General features: G+C 59.4%; 14 protein-coding genes and 1 tRNA gene. 9 read left to right on the top strand and 6 right to left on the bottom strand.

Annotated features, from left to right (window positions below; all coding sequences use genetic code 11):
- Positions 1–434 precede the first annotated feature (434 nt).
- From AB5Y86_RS06375 to AB5Y86_RS06355, 5 genes are all read left to right on the top strand, one after another.
- Positions 435–511: transfer RNA gene (locus AB5Y86_RS06375), tRNA-Arg, on the top strand.
- A gap of 383 nt (positions 512–894) precedes the next feature.
- A complete protein-coding gene (locus tag AB5Y86_RS06370; protein WP_368192423.1) occupies positions 895–1,779 on the top strand; it encodes a DMT family transporter in 885 nt (294 codons plus the stop codon).
- A gap of 105 nt (positions 1,780–1,884) precedes the next feature.
- Entirely contained in the window at positions 1,885–3,822 is a 1,938-nt protein-coding gene (locus AB5Y86_RS06365) for a methyl-accepting chemotaxis protein (RefSeq protein ID WP_368192422.1), read from the top strand.
- Between the two features lie 500 nt (positions 3,823–4,322).
- Positions 4,323–5,771, top strand: a complete 1,449-nt coding sequence (locus AB5Y86_RS06360; protein ID WP_021230348.1) for an OprD family outer membrane porin — start codon at positions 4,323–4,325, stop codon at positions 5,769–5,771.
- Between the two features lie 141 nt (positions 5,772–5,912).
- Positions 5,913–6,740: an SDR family oxidoreductase gene (locus AB5Y86_RS06355; RefSeq protein ID WP_368192421.1), complete on the top strand. Its 828-nt coding sequence runs from the start codon at positions 5,913–5,915 to the stop codon at positions 6,738–6,740.
- Positions 6,741–6,815: 75 nt separating this feature from the next.
- On the opposite strand, the gene AB5Y86_RS06350 is transcribed toward AB5Y86_RS06355, so the two are convergent.
- The gene (locus AB5Y86_RS06350) at positions 6,816–7,148 is read right to left on the bottom strand and encodes a DUF1904 family protein (RefSeq protein WP_368192420.1); all 333 of its coding nucleotides are present in this window, start codon (positions 7,146–7,148) and stop codon (positions 6,816–6,818) included.
- A gap of 88 nt (positions 7,149–7,236) precedes the next feature.
- Here AB5Y86_RS06350 and AB5Y86_RS06345 point away from each other — a divergent pair, with 88 nt between their 5' ends.
- The 4 genes from AB5Y86_RS06345 (at position 7,237) to AB5Y86_RS06330 (ending at position 10,826) form a co-directional block, all read left to right on the top strand.
- Positions 7,237–8,139 (top strand): TraB/GumN family protein, encoded by a 903-nt coding sequence (locus tag AB5Y86_RS06345; RefSeq protein WP_368192419.1) that lies wholly within the window; start codon positions 7,237–7,239, stop codon positions 8,137–8,139.
- Between the two features lie 121 nt (positions 8,140–8,260).
- Entirely contained in the window at positions 8,261–8,440 is a 180-nt protein-coding gene (locus AB5Y86_RS06340; protein WP_005338733.1) for a DUF3149 domain-containing protein, read from the top strand.
- Between the two features lie 187 nt (positions 8,441–8,627).
- Positions 8,628–9,209, top strand: a complete 582-nt coding sequence (smrA, locus tag AB5Y86_RS06335; protein ID WP_005338734.1) for a DNA endonuclease SmrA — start codon at positions 8,628–8,630, stop codon at positions 9,207–9,209.
- A 138-nt stretch (positions 9,210–9,347) separates the two neighbouring features.
- The gene (locus AB5Y86_RS06330; RefSeq protein ID WP_368192418.1) at positions 9,348–10,826 is read left to right on the top strand and encodes a carboxypeptidase M32; all 1,479 of its coding nucleotides are present in this window, start codon (positions 9,348–9,350) and stop codon (positions 10,824–10,826) included.
- Positions 10,827–10,958: 132 nt separating this feature from the next.
- Here the strand turns inward: AB5Y86_RS06330 and AB5Y86_RS06325 are convergent, their stop codons facing one another.
- The 5 genes from AB5Y86_RS06325 to AB5Y86_RS06305 all read right to left on the bottom strand — a co-directional run bounded on the left by AB5Y86_RS06325 (position 10,959) and on the right by AB5Y86_RS06305 (position 14,433).
- Entirely contained in the window at positions 10,959–11,360 is a 402-nt protein-coding gene (locus AB5Y86_RS06325) for a VOC family protein (RefSeq protein ID WP_236288977.1), read from the bottom strand.
- Positions 11,361–11,454: 94 nt separating this feature from the next.
- Positions 11,455–13,074: a hypothetical protein gene (locus AB5Y86_RS06320; RefSeq protein ID WP_368192417.1), complete on the bottom strand. Its 1,620-nt coding sequence runs from the start codon at positions 13,072–13,074 to the stop codon at positions 11,455–11,457.
- Positions 13,071–13,631 carry a PilW family protein gene (locus tag AB5Y86_RS06315; protein ID WP_058057317.1) on the bottom strand — a complete coding sequence of 187 codons (561 nt, stop codon included), beginning with the start codon at positions 13,629–13,631 and terminating at the stop codon, positions 13,071–13,073. Before AB5Y86_RS06315 ends, AB5Y86_RS06320 begins: the two co-directional genes overlap by 4 nt.
- Positions 13,625–14,017 carry a prepilin-type N-terminal cleavage/methylation domain-containing protein gene (locus AB5Y86_RS06310; RefSeq protein WP_005343576.1) on the bottom strand — a complete coding sequence of 131 codons (393 nt, stop codon included), beginning with the start codon at positions 14,015–14,017 and terminating at the stop codon, positions 13,625–13,627. Before AB5Y86_RS06310 ends, AB5Y86_RS06315 begins: the two co-directional genes overlap by 7 nt.
- The gene (locus AB5Y86_RS06305; protein WP_005338751.1) at positions 14,014–14,433 is read right to left on the bottom strand and encodes a GspH/FimT family pseudopilin; all 420 of its coding nucleotides are present in this window, start codon (positions 14,431–14,433) and stop codon (positions 14,014–14,016) included. Before AB5Y86_RS06305 ends, AB5Y86_RS06310 begins: the two co-directional genes overlap by 4 nt.
- Position 14,434 lies beyond the last annotated feature (1 nt).

The raw sequence follows: 14,434 nt of genomic DNA, 5'->3' as shown, positions 1-14,434 counted from the left end.
TGATCTGCGCCGGAGTGCCAGCAGGCCGCAACTGCTACAGGTAGCGTGAAATGGAATCCCGCCCCTAACGAGCTCGATTGTCGGCTGACAACGGGCTGATCTGCACCAGAGAACCCGCTGGCCGGAACTGCTACAGGTATCGTGAAATGGAAACTCGCCCATCCAGTGACGACGATTGTTAGCTGACAACGGTCTCGGTGGCCGCTGGCGATCCAATTATCGATATCATGAATGGCAAAAAGGGCAATAGATAAGTCTCGATGAGGTCAGATTGGAGTAAGCAATCGAGGACTAAAAATCATTTTTAGCCGTGTAGTGGCTCCCTACCAAATAATCTGAACAACAAGCACCCAATCAGGCTAAAAAAGAATCTTTCCGACAGCAAAACTACTCAGCTGTTTATTTTTATTAGTATTTTTATATAATGCGCGCACGTCCCAGTGGCACAGCTGGATAGCGCGCGCCCCTCCTAAGGGCGAGGTCGCAGGTTCGAATCCTGCCTGGGACGCCATCTCGTAACCTCATTTCACCCCCAATAATGCATTTGCGCATGCGTTGCAAGTATTATTTTGCGCTATTTCAGCGCTATTCAAATCCAAAAATTCACTTAAACCATTGTTTTTTAACGATATTTTTTATTCAAAAGCTCTTATAACCATCCCCTCCTAAGGGACAGGCCACTGGTTCGACTCCAGTCGGGAGCGCCATATAAAACAAGGGGTTGGCATCATCACGATGCCAACCCCTTGGTCGTTTTTGGCGACAATGAATCCGACCATCCAACCGTAATGACCCTCTCCTTTCTGCGTTCAGAGCATGCGCTCTCTGATAGACTGCTTCTCTTCGGCTTGTCTTTGAGGCCAAGCCCTTTTTCATCTTGCAAAGGAGTGTTGGATGTCCGGATGTTCCTGGTGGGATAGATCCACCGGTTTTGCCTTGCTGACCATTGTGCTGTGGGCTTCACTGGCGGCGCTGACGTCACGGGTCACCAGCGTGTCACCACTGGTGCTGGTCGGGCTGGTGCTGTTTTTCTGCGGGGTCGGGGCCTTGCCGTTCTGGCGCCAGTGGCGTGCTCGCCCTATTACCTGGCTGGTGACGGTTACGGCATTGCAGCTCTACCACCTGCTGCTCTTTATGAGCTTTCGCCATGCCCCGGTGCTGGAGGCCAACCTCATCAACTACCTCTGGCCGCTCTGCATCATTCTGTTCACCCCGCTGTTGTTGCCCGGCCATCCACTCCATGCCCGTCATCTGCTGGCTGGCGCCTTTGGTCTGGCGGGCTCCATGCTGGTGATGGTCAATGGCGAGCTGCAACTGCAACAGACCTATCTGCCGGGATACCTGCTGGCACTGGGCGCGGCTGTCGTCTGGGGGGCCTATTCGGTGCTGTCACGCCGTCTGCCACCGGCACCTGCCGTGGTCACTGCGGCAGCCTGCCTGCCCGCAGGTTTGCTGGCTCTGCTGCTCGCCCGTCTGCTGGAGGGGCCCCTGCCACTCGCGCAGATCCCCACCAGTGACTGGAGCCTCATCATCGGGCTGGCGCTGGGCCCCATGGGGGCAGCCTTTGTGACCTGGTATCTGGCACTGCGAGACGGCGATCCACGCCGGATCGGTGCCCTTGCCTACCTGACACCGCTGCTGAGCACCTTGCTGCTGGTGTTGCTCAATGGAGAAGCGCTGACCTCGCGCCATCTGCTGGCCGGTGCACTTATTATGGGAGGCGCCCTGCTCGGTATGCTGGGCCAACGCAACAGCGCTCAGGTATCCCGAGCCAGTTAAGCCGGCAAGATAGGGCTACCTGACCGTGCTGTCATAAAAACGCCATCATCCCTGTTTAGGCTCTGGCCACGCTCCCCCATGGTCTGTGCTGACAGGAATTACCCCGTGAAAATCGCCCATTACGCCACCCTATCCTCCCTTGTTTTGTTACTGGTTGCGGGAGGACAGGCGCTGGCCCTCTACCACGGCTGGCAACAGCTTGCCCGCACCAATCAGGCCCAGCATCAGCACGAGACGCTGCAACAACTGGTGACGGTGACCCTGCAAAACAGCCTGCGTGACTACCTCAACAGCGGCGATCCACAGCAACTGACCGCTGCGGAGAAGATCCGCCAGCAAGCACTCTCCTCACTGGCCGCTCAGGATGATGCCGTGGCGGCCCCGCTCAGACAGCAACTCGAACAGATGGCGCAGCGCATCGCGCACGACTATCAGGCCGCAGGCAAGCTCTCGGGCAACAGCCAGCTGCTGCTGCAAAATGCGGAGAGTGAGCTGGGCAGCCAAGCCATGGCGCTGATCCGCTATGGGGAGCAAGGCGCCAGCACAGAACAATCTGCCGCAGCACAGCAATATCGCCGCGGTGCGGCCGAGATCCTGGCTGGCCTGCCGCGCCTCGCCCATTTGCGCCAAAGCTATATGGAGCAGGGCAATGAAAAGCTGCTCGAAGGGATCCGCTTTGAGCTGGAGGCACTGCAAAAACAGGCGCAAGCGCTGCAAGCCTTGCCGCTGCTCGGCCTGTATGAAGAGGCGCCCGCCGATGAGTTCACCCTAGGGGAGCCGGTACGCAAGGAGCTGGGAGATCAACCGCGCAGCGAATTACGCTCGCTGCTGGGCCGCTATCCGCAGGAGCTGGCCAACAGCCGCACGGCGCTGCAACAGCAACAGGCTGGCCGCCAGACCGTGCAGCAAGACATCATGGCCATGTTGCAAGCGACCAGACAGATGGGGGAACAACTTGCCCGCGAACGGCAAGCCGTCAATCAGGAGCTGGCCACCATCCTCGGCACGCTCGCGCTCTGTCTGGTGATAGTCGCCCTGCTGTTTGCGCTGGTGCAACGACGTTGGCTGCTCACCCCCTTGTTGCGACTGCGCGGAGCTTTTATGCAACTCGATCAGACGGGGCAGGCCGAGCCGTTGCCTGCCGGGCGCGATCGCAACGAGTTGGCCGATATTGTTGCCAGCTACAATCGGCTGATCGGTCGTCTGCAACTGGACCAACAACAGAAAGAGGGGCAGCTGTCAGCGGTATCCCTCAGCCTGCAAGGAATGGTCAGCCAGGTTGACGAGATCCATCACAGCCCCCGCACCACCGAACAGGTGGTCGACGAGAGCGGCCAGATGATGGATGAGCTGAACCAGCTGGCCGGAGAGGTCCATCAGGTCGCTGCCGACATCGCCCAGCATGCCCACCATAACGAACAGGCGATGAGCCAGAGTGAAGATCTGGTGGGCAGCATGCTGCACGCTACTCATCAGACCGGACTGGCGATTGACGAGAGCGATGAGGCGCTGCAAGCCCTCACCCGCTCGGTTGCCGATGTGACGGCCATTGTCGATGTGATCGGTCATATCGCTCAGCAGACCAACTTGCTGGCCCTCAACGCTGCCATCGAAGCGGCCCGCGCAGGGGAACAGGGACGGGGCTTTGCGGTGGTCGCCGATGAAGTACGCCACCTCTCGGCCAATACCCAGCAATCCCTCAACCAGATCACCGATATTCTGGGGCGCCTGACCCAATCCGGCGAACAACTTGGCACTGTATTGAACCGAATCACCAGCGAATCAAGCCGCCAGCGGGCACAGGCGGAACAACTGCGCCAGACTACCCAGGCGGTGAGGGAGATCGCCCGCAACACCGCAGTGATCGCCCTGCAAGGCGCCGACAATGCCAAAAGTCAGGAACACAAGCTGGCCAGTTTTGCCGGTCTGATCACCCGTATCCATCAGCATGCCCGTCAGGTGAGTCAGCTCTCGGTGCAGGTCTCCTCCCATATTCACCATCAGGCGCAGCAGATCCCCCGCATCCTCGGCCAGCAAGGCTGAACCCTATTCGCTTCACATCTTTGCCAGATCACTTTCCCTCGACCAGAGGGAAAGTTTTTTTGTAGCACAAAATTATCTGTTATCGGCAGGTTAACTGACACCTCTTCCCCCGTACCGGATGAAAACCCGCATTGGCGCTGGCCGCAGCCTCAAGAAAACGCTCTCATCACCGTGATACCTGCCATGAGGCTGTTTACGACCTTGCCCATGATTATTTGCACTCGGTCATACTTTTGAAACGTTGAGGGAACTTTTCATTGATATTTCGCACCGCGAACGTACTCTTGGGGTTGTCCGATAGCCAAGAATCGGAACATAAAAAACAACATGTGATGATCAGGACTGCCAACTACAGATGTGCCAAGACATCCGGGTTTGCAGGTAGCCAAGACAAGATTTTTTGCCCTTCGGGGTTTTGATTGCAATGCCAATACCGAGCGGTAGGCCCGATGCCAACTGCCGGAAAAAAAGCTAAGTCCATAAAATCAGGAGCAATAAAAATGGAAAAAGTGATCTTCAAGCGCGCCGCTTTGAGTGCCGCTGTGGTAGCCGCTCTGGTCGCCCCCGGTATGGCGTTGGCAGCTCAGGACATGATGAGCCCGGAATATGGCCAGTCCTATGAAACCTTCGTCAAAGACTCCAAACTGACCGGCGGTCTGTTCTACTTCCAGCGTGATCGTCAGCGCATCGATGGTGACCCGACTGCCGCCAAGAAAGAAGGTAAATACCAGTCCAACCTGAGCCATTCCACCGTTCAAGCCGCTCTCAACTTCAACTCCGGTTATGCCTGGGACACAGTAGGTCTGGATCTGGGCGGCTTCGGTGCCTATGACCTGGCCGTTACCGAAAACCACCCGGTCAACCAGGAAAACGAATTCTCCTTCGCTGGCCGTTCTTGGGGCAACAACGCCAAAGATGGCTCCCCTGAAGGTGGTTTCAGCCTCTCCAACGCAGCGATGAAGCTGAAATTCCTGGACGGCGGCATCACTGCCAAGGGTGGTTATACCCAGCTGTATGTCCCTGGCCAAATCGGTGTTAACTGGTCTTATCAGCCGGGTACCTATCGTGGTGGTCAAGTTGAAGGTAACTTCGGTGGCCTCTACCTGACCTACGCCATCGCTGACGAGTACAAGGCGCCCTGGTACAAAGAGACTCAGGTCTTCTCCCGTGCCAAAGCGTGGATGGATCCGTTCGCTGATGAAAACGTCATCGACTACATCCACGGTATCGCGGCTCGTTACACCTTCGAAAATGGCACTGCAGTGACCGGTTCCTTCGGTCAGTCCGAAGGCTATATGGATAGCTACCACTTCAAACTGGCTCACAAGTTTGACGTACTGGGCGGCCTCTCCACCAGCTACCAGTTCTATGGCTCCGAAACCGAAACCTACATGATGGGCGGCAAGGCCATCGAGACTTATGACGGCCTGGCATGGCAACAGGCGCTGACAGCGGCCTGGGGCATGGGCCCGTACGGCTTCCGTCTGGAAGGTCTGTGGACCAAAGCTGAAGGTGCGGAAGGCAACTACCTGCCCCGTCTGACCCGTGGCTACGCCAACTCCCAGGGCGCCAACGAAATTTGGTGGGATTCCCGCTCTGACTGGAACGCAAACAACGAGAAAGCACTGTTCTTCGGCGTGACCCGTTCTCTGGATGACCTGGTTGGTGCGCCTGGCTGGTCCGTCGGTGTATCCGGTGCTTACGGTTGGGATATCGAAACCGGTCAAGGCAAGAAAGCAGCCAACGGTGAAGATACCGAATGGGCAGCCAACTTCGATGTCACCTATACCGTACAGGATGGCAAGCTGAAAGGCACCCTGTTCAAACTGCACTACACCGACTACAACAACGACATCAGCCAGGGCGGCGGTTGGACCGATTACCCCAACATCTTCGCCTCCGAGCACGACGTCAAGTTCCACATCATCATGCCGCTTACCTTCATGTAATCAGGCAATACGATGTCAGCAAACCGGGCCACTTGGCCCGGTTTTCTTTTTGCCAGTTGGCAGGCTAACATGCGAACCAGATAAGGATTTTATCCGCTCACCCGCCAGCACGCTTTTGTCAGCAGTCACAAGGACGCCATCATGCCCCGTTTTGTTCTGATCACCGGTTGTTCCAGCGGTATTGGCCTCGCCGCCGCGCAAGCGCTCGGGCAGCACGGTTTTACCGTGATCGCCTCGGCGCGCAAGGCGGAAGATGTGACCCGTTTGCAGCAACAGGGATTGCTGGCGGTACAGCTGGATCTGGCGGACCCTGCTTCCATCGAGCTGGGTGCCAGTGCGGCGCTCCATCTGGCAGGCGGGCACCTCTATGGCCTGTTCAACAATGGCGCTTATGGCCAACCCGGGGCGCTGGAAGATCTGCCCACCGAGGCGCTCAGGGAACAATTCAATACCAACCTGTTTGGCTGGCACCATCTGATCCGTCAGGTGCTGCCGCCGATGCTGGAGGCCAAAGAGGGTCGGATAGTGCAGAACAGCTCGGTACTGGGGCTGGTTGCCATGAAGTATCGCGGCGCCTATAACGCCAGCAAATTTGCACTGGAAGGTTATAGCGATACCCTGCGCCTTGAACTGGCGGGTAGCGGGGTACATATCAGCCTGATTGAACCGGGCCCCATCGATACCCGTTTTCGTGCCAATGCCCGCAGCGCCTTCTTGCGCCACATCGACCCGGCCCAGAGCCGTCATCAATCGGCCTACCGCCAGACCCTGACGCGGCTGGAAAAAGAGGGAGCCACCAGCGGCTTTACCCTCCCAAGCGAAGCCTGCATCCCGCCGCTGCTCCATGCGCTGACCCACGCCCATCCCAAGGCACGCTATCCAGTGACCACTCCGACCCGGCTGTTTGCCTTCTTGCGACGGGTATTGCCCACTCGCTGGCTCGATATACTGCTGGCCAAATCGGCCTGATCCCGTGATTGACGACAAGCATCCTGCCGCCCAAGTGGTGTTAGCCGGGTAGCGGCGTCCCCCGCCCCGCCAACTTCAATAGTGCTCGCCATTGCTGTAGTAGGCGCTCTTGACCAGAGGGATCACCTGCACCACCACATAGGTCTGCTCCCCCAGCACCCGTTTCAAATGGCGCGTGATAAGGCGCGCGGCGGCGTCCTGCATCTCTTGTGGCCGCTCGAACCAGTACAGCTCGACAAACGGAAAACCCGTCTCTGGCTCGCCGTTGCGTATCCAGCAGCTATCAATCCGCTCCATAGTGACAAACTCCGGCTTGCCGCCGGTCAGCTCGCAAAGCTCGGCCAGCAGCGGGCCGCTCAGCTGTTGCAGGGTCTCGAGCGTCACGGCGCGAAAACGAAGATGGGGCATGGCAAACCTCTTGGTTATCTGAAATGAGGACTTATCATAGGAGTTATTGTCAGCAAGAGAAGTCACCCGGCGCACATTAAGGATCCCCATGAGATTTCATCGCACCCTCTTTGCCTTCCTGCTCTGCCTGCTGCTACCGCTGCACGCCTTTGCTGATCCCGCCTTCTATCGGGTGAGCAAGGGCAACCAGCAACACTGGCTGCTGGGCTCCATCCATGCAGGTAAACCAACCCTCTATCCTCTGCCCGAGCCGGTCGAGCGCGCCTGGCTGCAGAGCCGCTCACTGGTGATGGAGGTGGACATGAACAGCATCACGCCGGATCAGTGGCAACAGACCGGCTCCCTCACCCGACTGGTGGATGGCAAACCGCTCAAGGATCATCTGCCTGCCGAGCTCTATCAACGCACCCTGATGGCGGGGGCCCGCTATGGCATCGACGAGGCGACCCTCGCCACCCTGCGCCCATGGTTTGCCGCCATTACCCTGACCCAGGTCGCCATGGCCCGCTCCGACTTCAAGAGTGAACTCGGGATAGACCAGCACTTTGCCACCCGGGCCGCCAAAGAGAGCAAACCGGTGGTGGGCTTTGAGACCCTGCTGGAGCAACTCGGTTATCTGGCCAGCGTGGGTGACAACCAGACCCTGATGCTCGCCAGCACCCTGGATGAGCTGCCGATGCTGGAGACAGGTTTCGCCGCCGTGATGAAGGCCTGGCAGCAGGGAGATGAGTCGACGCTGATCAATCTGCTCAAGGAGGAGATGGCTCCCCCCGCGCTGCAAAGCTGGATGGAGCAGACCCTGCTGGCCGAGCGCAATCACAACTGGCTGAAGAAATGGTCCACCCTGCCCAACGAGAGCTTTATCGTGGTAGGCGCCCTGCACCTTTACGGCGAGCAGGGGTTGCTGGCGTTGCTGGAGCAGCAAGGGTGGCGCATTACCCCGCTCACCACACCGGGCCCTGTGCAGGCTCGGTCGCAAGGAGTCCAGTGAGAACGATCACAGATCGCGCTGGTTATTAAACAACCTGCAAGGGAGTTGATCGGGATCATCCCGGACGGGGCAAAGAGGTATTTATCATGCCTGTCATCAACCGGGTGACAGGAGCAATAAAATGGACTTTTGGCTGGACCTGATGTTTGGCAACAGCGTGGGATTGATGTCGATGCTGGTGATTATCGGCACCTTCTTGCTCATCAGCTCTTACGCGGCCTACTTCATCTACAAGGTGATGCACTCGCAACCGCCTCATTCACAGCAACCCCATTCTCAACAGCCCAAAGAGGGAAAATAATCCTCTGACCACAGGCGGCAGTTCACACTGACCGCCTGTGCTGTTTTATGGTTCGCGACTGTGCTTCCCGGGCCAGGCAGCACCAGTGTCCATGCCGGGCGCCCCTTATCCCCTCCCCCTTTCCCCGTTTTCTGTGCCGGTTGCGGCCGTTATAATGGCCCCCACTTTTTTTTATGGGGAGCCTGCCGTGTCTCATAACGACGAACTCTCGCTATTCATGAATGAAGTGGCCGACGTGCGGCCCATTCGCAGCGACAATATCCATCCCCATGCGGCCAAATCCGCCCCGACCGAGGCGCAGCTCGCTCGCCGTCAGGCTGCCACCGCCGAGCAACTCGCCCTCGACCACCTCACCATGGAGGCCATCGAGATGCGCGATCCGCACGAAATCGTCGGCTTCAAGCGTGATGGGGTGCAGGAGGGGGTCTACAAGAAGCTGCGGCTCGGCAAATACGAGCTGCAGGCCAGCCTGGACTTGCACCAGAAAACCCTCAATGAGGCACGTCAGACGCTGGTGCAGTTCATTGCGGATTGTGAAGTCCGGGATATCCGCTGCCTGCTGATCCTGCACGGCAAGGGGGAGCGCAGCACCCCGCGTGCCCTGCTGAAAAGCTATGTGAGCGCCTGGTTGCCGCAACTGCCCGCCGTCATGGCGATCCACAGTGCCGAGCGTCGCCACGGCGGCAGCGGTGCCCTCTATGTGCTGCTGCGCAAAAGCGAACGCAAAAAAGCGGAAAACCGCGAGCGGCACCAGAAGCGGCTCGGCTAACCCGCCTCTCGCCACTACGCCTTTGGCCTACCTGCATGATGGTGGTCAACGATGCGGCGGCGGTGTTAGCATCGAACGGCCCCGATCATGCCAGGTACGGGGCGGCATACCATCAGGGACGATAACAAGGACAATCCCATGTCATATCAAAAGCTTGAACAACATCAGCAACAGATCCACCGCTTTAGCCACCTCGCCGCCATCTGTGGCTGGGATCAGGCGGCCATGATGCCGGAAGGGGGCAACGATACCCGCGCCGAAGCGATGGCCGAACTCGGTCTGCTGATCCACCAAAAGCGCACCGCTCCCGAGCTGGGCGACTGGATTGCCAAGGCCGAGAGCGAACCGCTCGATGAAGTGCAACGTGCCAACCTCGGCGAGATCAAGCGCCAGTGGCAAGATGCCAGCCTGCTGCCCGGTGAGCTGGTCGAAGCGCTGTCGCTCGCTGGCAGCAAGTGCGAGCACGCCTGGCGCAGCCAGCGCAAGAACAACGACTGGGCCGGCTTTGCCCCCAATCTCGAGGAGGTGGTGAAACTCTCCCGTGAAGTAGCGCAACTGCGGGCCGATGCGCTTGGCGTGCGCCCCTACGACGCCATGCTGGCCCTCTATGAGCCGGGCATGACCAGCGCACGGCTCGATCAGATCTTCGGCGATCTCGCCAGCTGGCTGCCGGCTCTTATCCAGACCGTGAGTGAACAGCAGAAGGGCGATGCCCTGTTGCTGCCGCAAGGCCCCTTCCCCATACCGACCCAGCAGGCGCTCGGTCAGGAGGTAATGGGGCTGCTCGGCTTTGATTTCGCCCACGGCCGGCTCGATGTGAGCAGTCACCCCTTCTGTGGCGGCGTGCCGACCGACGTGCGGATCACTACCCGCTATAACGAGCAGGAGTTTGTCTCCAGCCTGATGGGCATAGTGCACGAGACCGGTCACGCCCGTTACGAGCAGGGGCTGCCGCGCCATCTGCTGGGTCAGCCGGTGGCCGAGGCGCGCTCCATGGCGATCCACGAGAGTCAGAGCCTGTTTTGTGAAATGCAGCTGGGGCATCATCCAGCCTTCCTCGCGCTGCTGGCGCCACGTATTCGTCACCACTTCGGCGAGCAGGCGGCGTTTGCGCCGGACAATCTGGCCAAGCTCTACAGCCGGGTCGAACCTGGCTTTATCCGGGTCGATGCGGACGAGGTGACCTATCCGGCCCACGTTATCCTGCGCTACGAGCTGGAGCGCGATCTGGTGGAAGGGAAGATCGAGGTGGCCGACATCCCCGAGCTGTGGGATGCCAAGATGCAGCAGTGGCTGGGGCTCTCCACCAAGGGCAACTACCGCAATGGCTGCATGCAGGATATTCACTGGACCGACGGCTCGTTTGGCTACTTCCCGAGCTACACCCTGGGCGCCATGTATGCCGCCCAGCTGCGTTTTGCCCTCGAAAAAGAGCTGGGCAGCATGGGGGAGGTGATCGCGGCGGGTCGCCTGCCGGAGATCTTCGGCTGGCTCGGACGCAACATCTGGTCACAGGGGAGCCTGCACAGCACCGACGAGCTGGTGCGCCGCGCCACCGGTGAAGCGCTCAACCCGCACTGGTTGCGCCAGCATCTGGAACAGCGCTACCTGAAGTAATGAGCGCAGTAAGCTAACAGCAGAACGGGGCCCTTTTTAGTTGACCACTACAGGGCCCCGTTTTTATGGCGGTTCATTTTTATGGCGGTACATGGCACAGCACGCCACCACCATGCTGTAAAAAGAGAGAATTCAGAGAGGATCAGGGGAACCCAGCAACTCGCGCAGTTGCAGGATATTGCCCTCCGGGTCGAAGGCGTTGCGCACCACAAAGCCGGGCCCCGTCCACTGCTGTGACAACAAACCGCCGCCGAGATCCGCCGCCTTCGCTTCTGCCCAGGCGAGGCTGGAGACGGTGAAGAACAGCTTGATGGCCCCCTCTTCCCGCAGTGCCGGCGGCCGCTTGATAACGACTTGCCCGGCATAGGGCGCAGGAATGGCGTGGATCAGCAGCTGGATATCGCTGTTTTCCAGCACCACCAACTGCTCATCCTGACTGCAGACCACCATTTGCAGCAATGTACGATAAAAGTGGGTCAGCAGGCCCGGATCCTTGGCATAGATCAGGGCACCGGCGCGAGCGGGGCCTGGCATGGAGCTCTCCTCAACAGTGAACGGCTGGGTGGACAGATCTCCACCTTCTCACAGTTGCGCGCCCCGTTCGATCCTTTTCAGCAGCTCGCCAGCCTCACTGCACAAAGTGCCACTGCCGCAGTGCCAATCTCGGAGGCGGCCCCTGATCGTCCCCCAGATCTGCCATGCCCAGCGCCTCGTCATAGTGCACCCCGCCCGCACCGCTCTCGGTCAGGTGCTTGGCACGCACCGCCCCGTACAGACCGCCACTTCCGCTGATCTGCATCTCGGTCAGCGGGGCATAGAGGGCGGCATAGAGCGGGGTATTGCCCGACAGCTTGATCCCATCCTTGCCGCTATAGGCGGAATAGATGGAGATAGCAGGCGTACCGCCAGCAGTCAGCCCCTGCTTGGCTGCCGTCACCTCGGCTCCGGCCCCGAGATCGACCTTGCCGCTGACGATCAGGGTCAGGCTGCTCCCCTCGCTCACCGTCAACTTGTTGCTGCCAGTCATGGTGAAATCCTTGTCGATCAGCAGCACCACATCCCCCTTGATGGTGAGGCTGGCATCGGCCCCCATATTGAGGCTGTCGAGCTGATAAATGGTCTGATCCTTGCCAAACAGCTCCCCCTTGCCGGGTAGCGGCAGCCCGGGCTTGTGCTGGTTGCTGCTGGTGACCGAGCCAGTGGCAGGATCCGTGGTCAGCACCATCTGCTGGGTGGCGCCCAGCGTCAGGGGCCCATTGATGGGCAGTGTTGCAGGGGGAAACGATTTGGGCAACGCGGCCACATTGAGCGGGTCACACACCTGCCCGGCCACCGGTGGTAACCTGGGATCGTTGCGGTACTCGGGATCCAGATATTTCTGGTTCTCCTGATCTTTAAAAAAACCAGCGCCACCATAATTGAGCTTGCCGCTGTCGATGCTGGTGCCCCAATCCATGGAGACATTACCGTTGACCGCCACCTGACCACCGATGCGTCCCCCTTTCAGAGTCAAACTGCCGCTCCCTTTCACATTGCCGGAAACCCGGACAATCTTGTCCGAAGAGGGGGAGATAATGACGTCGCTCCCGGCATTCACGTTGCCTGAGATGGGAGAAGATCCGTTCAGGGTCACGGAGCCGGTCGCCCGTACATCGCCCCAAATTGGCGAATTGCCGTCGAGCACTACATTGGCCTTGTCACTGACGGTCGCCACCTTGGCATTCTGGTTAATGTTGGTGCCGCCATATTTGCCCTTGCGCGAGTCATAGCTGTCGATAAAACCGCTACCGGAGAGGCTTAGCCCTTCGCATGCCACCACCGAATCCTGAAAGATGAGATTGCCGAGTTCGCGCTTGAGGGCAAACAGGGCGTTGAGGCTGGCATTTCCCTCCAGATAGCGGCCATGGCTCTGCAACGCCAACTTGCTGCCAGCGGAGGCATCCAACTGATCGATGCTGAAGCGGCTGCCCGCCATGGCCCCTTCCCCCTTGCCAGGCACCTTCTGCACCAGTTGCTCCCACTCTATCCGCGGTTCGGCGCCAAGCGCCTGATGCAGGGCTCGATAACTCTCGTTCATCCCCTGCTCGGCAGTGAGCTGCGCATTGATCTTCTTGTGAAAATTGCCGCTCAGGCGAGCCTGCAACTGGTTCTCCTGAATGCTGGTAAACACCAGCAGACTCGACAGCAGGCTCACTACCAGCACCACCAGCAGTACGGCTCCCCGCTGCCCCTGCAATCCCTTGTTCATCCCGCTCCCCCTACTGTGGCGTTGGCACCGGATGTGGCCAACGCTGCTGCCCAGACAGCCTTGCGGCGGGCCACCTGCACCTCTACTCCCGGTGCCAGATAGCTCGGCAGCCCTTCGGGCAAGATGCGGATATTGACCAGTGCACCCTGCTGGCCGAATTCAAGATCCTGAAGATGGGCCAGCAACAGGCGCGGGCCATCCCCGTCATCGCAACTGAGTACCGGCGGCGTGAAGCGGTACTGCTCGGTAAAATCGGCGGTTTTCTGGTTGCCAAGGCAGGAGAGCACCTGACTGCCCCCCTCTACCTTGAAAGCCAGCGTCAGACGATCAGGGGTGACCGCTATCAGCTGATCCGCCTGCTTGATGCTGTTGGTAAAGGTGAGCGTGGCAAAGCGCAGCACTTCGTTCGCCTGCTCCAGCGCCTTGCTCTGTTCGACCGTGCTCTTGATCGGGGCGTAACCGGCAAAAATCGCCAGCATCAGCATCAGACCGAGCACCATGGAGATCATCAGCTCGACGAGACTGACGCCTCGTTGCCGTGAGGGGACGCTCAGCATAAAGGCGGAAATCCTGCGTTCAGCTCCACCCGCTTGGCGCCGGAGACCCGCTCATCCTGCCACTCGATAGCGACCACAAAGTTGTCGCTATAACGGTTTGGTAGCACCAGCCGGTGGCCCTCGTGCAGGGTGAAGCGGGCAAGAAAATCGGCCTGGGTGAACCGCTCGGGCTTGCGCTGCACTTCGCACAGCGAGCTCCAGATCTGCTCCACGCTGTTGCTCGCCTCGATCGTGGCCAGCGTGCTCTGCAAGCTGTAATGCGCCTGCTGCAACGAGACCACCTGCCCCTTGGCGAGACCGAGAAACACCATCACCGCCAACACCATGGAAACCATGATCTCCACCAGATTGAAACCCTGCTGGCGGGCAAGTGCGGCGTATCTCATGAGCAGCTCCCTTGCAGCAGCTGGCCGCTCGGGGCCACGCAGAGCACCCGCTGCTCACCGAGGCGATTGGCCAGAATGATCTCGGCGTGGCTGCTGCTGCCGGTTGGCGCGATCTGGATGGGGTCAAACGGCTTGATCACCACTCCGCCTGCAGGTGCTGCCGCCTGACGCAGCAACTTGCTGTCAGCCATCACCTCCCAGCCACCGTTCTCGGTGCCCTGCAGTACCACCGGCAGGGTCAGCTTGACCGCTTCGCTGCGGGCAAAGCGGTAGGCTGACGCGAGCTCGGTCGCACTGCGATCGAGCCGTTCGGCCGCGAGGCGCTGACTCATGGAGGGCAACCCGACCAATAGCAAGATGGCGGCGATGCCGACCGTGATCATCAACTCAATCAGAGTAAATCCGCGCACATTCATC

Source organism: Aeromonas sp. s8 (assembly GCF_040907785.1).
Classification (GTDB): Bacteria; Pseudomonadota; Gammaproteobacteria; order Enterobacterales; family Aeromonadaceae; genus Aeromonas; species Aeromonas veronii.
This window is presented reverse-complemented; position numbering and strand designations above follow the sequence as displayed.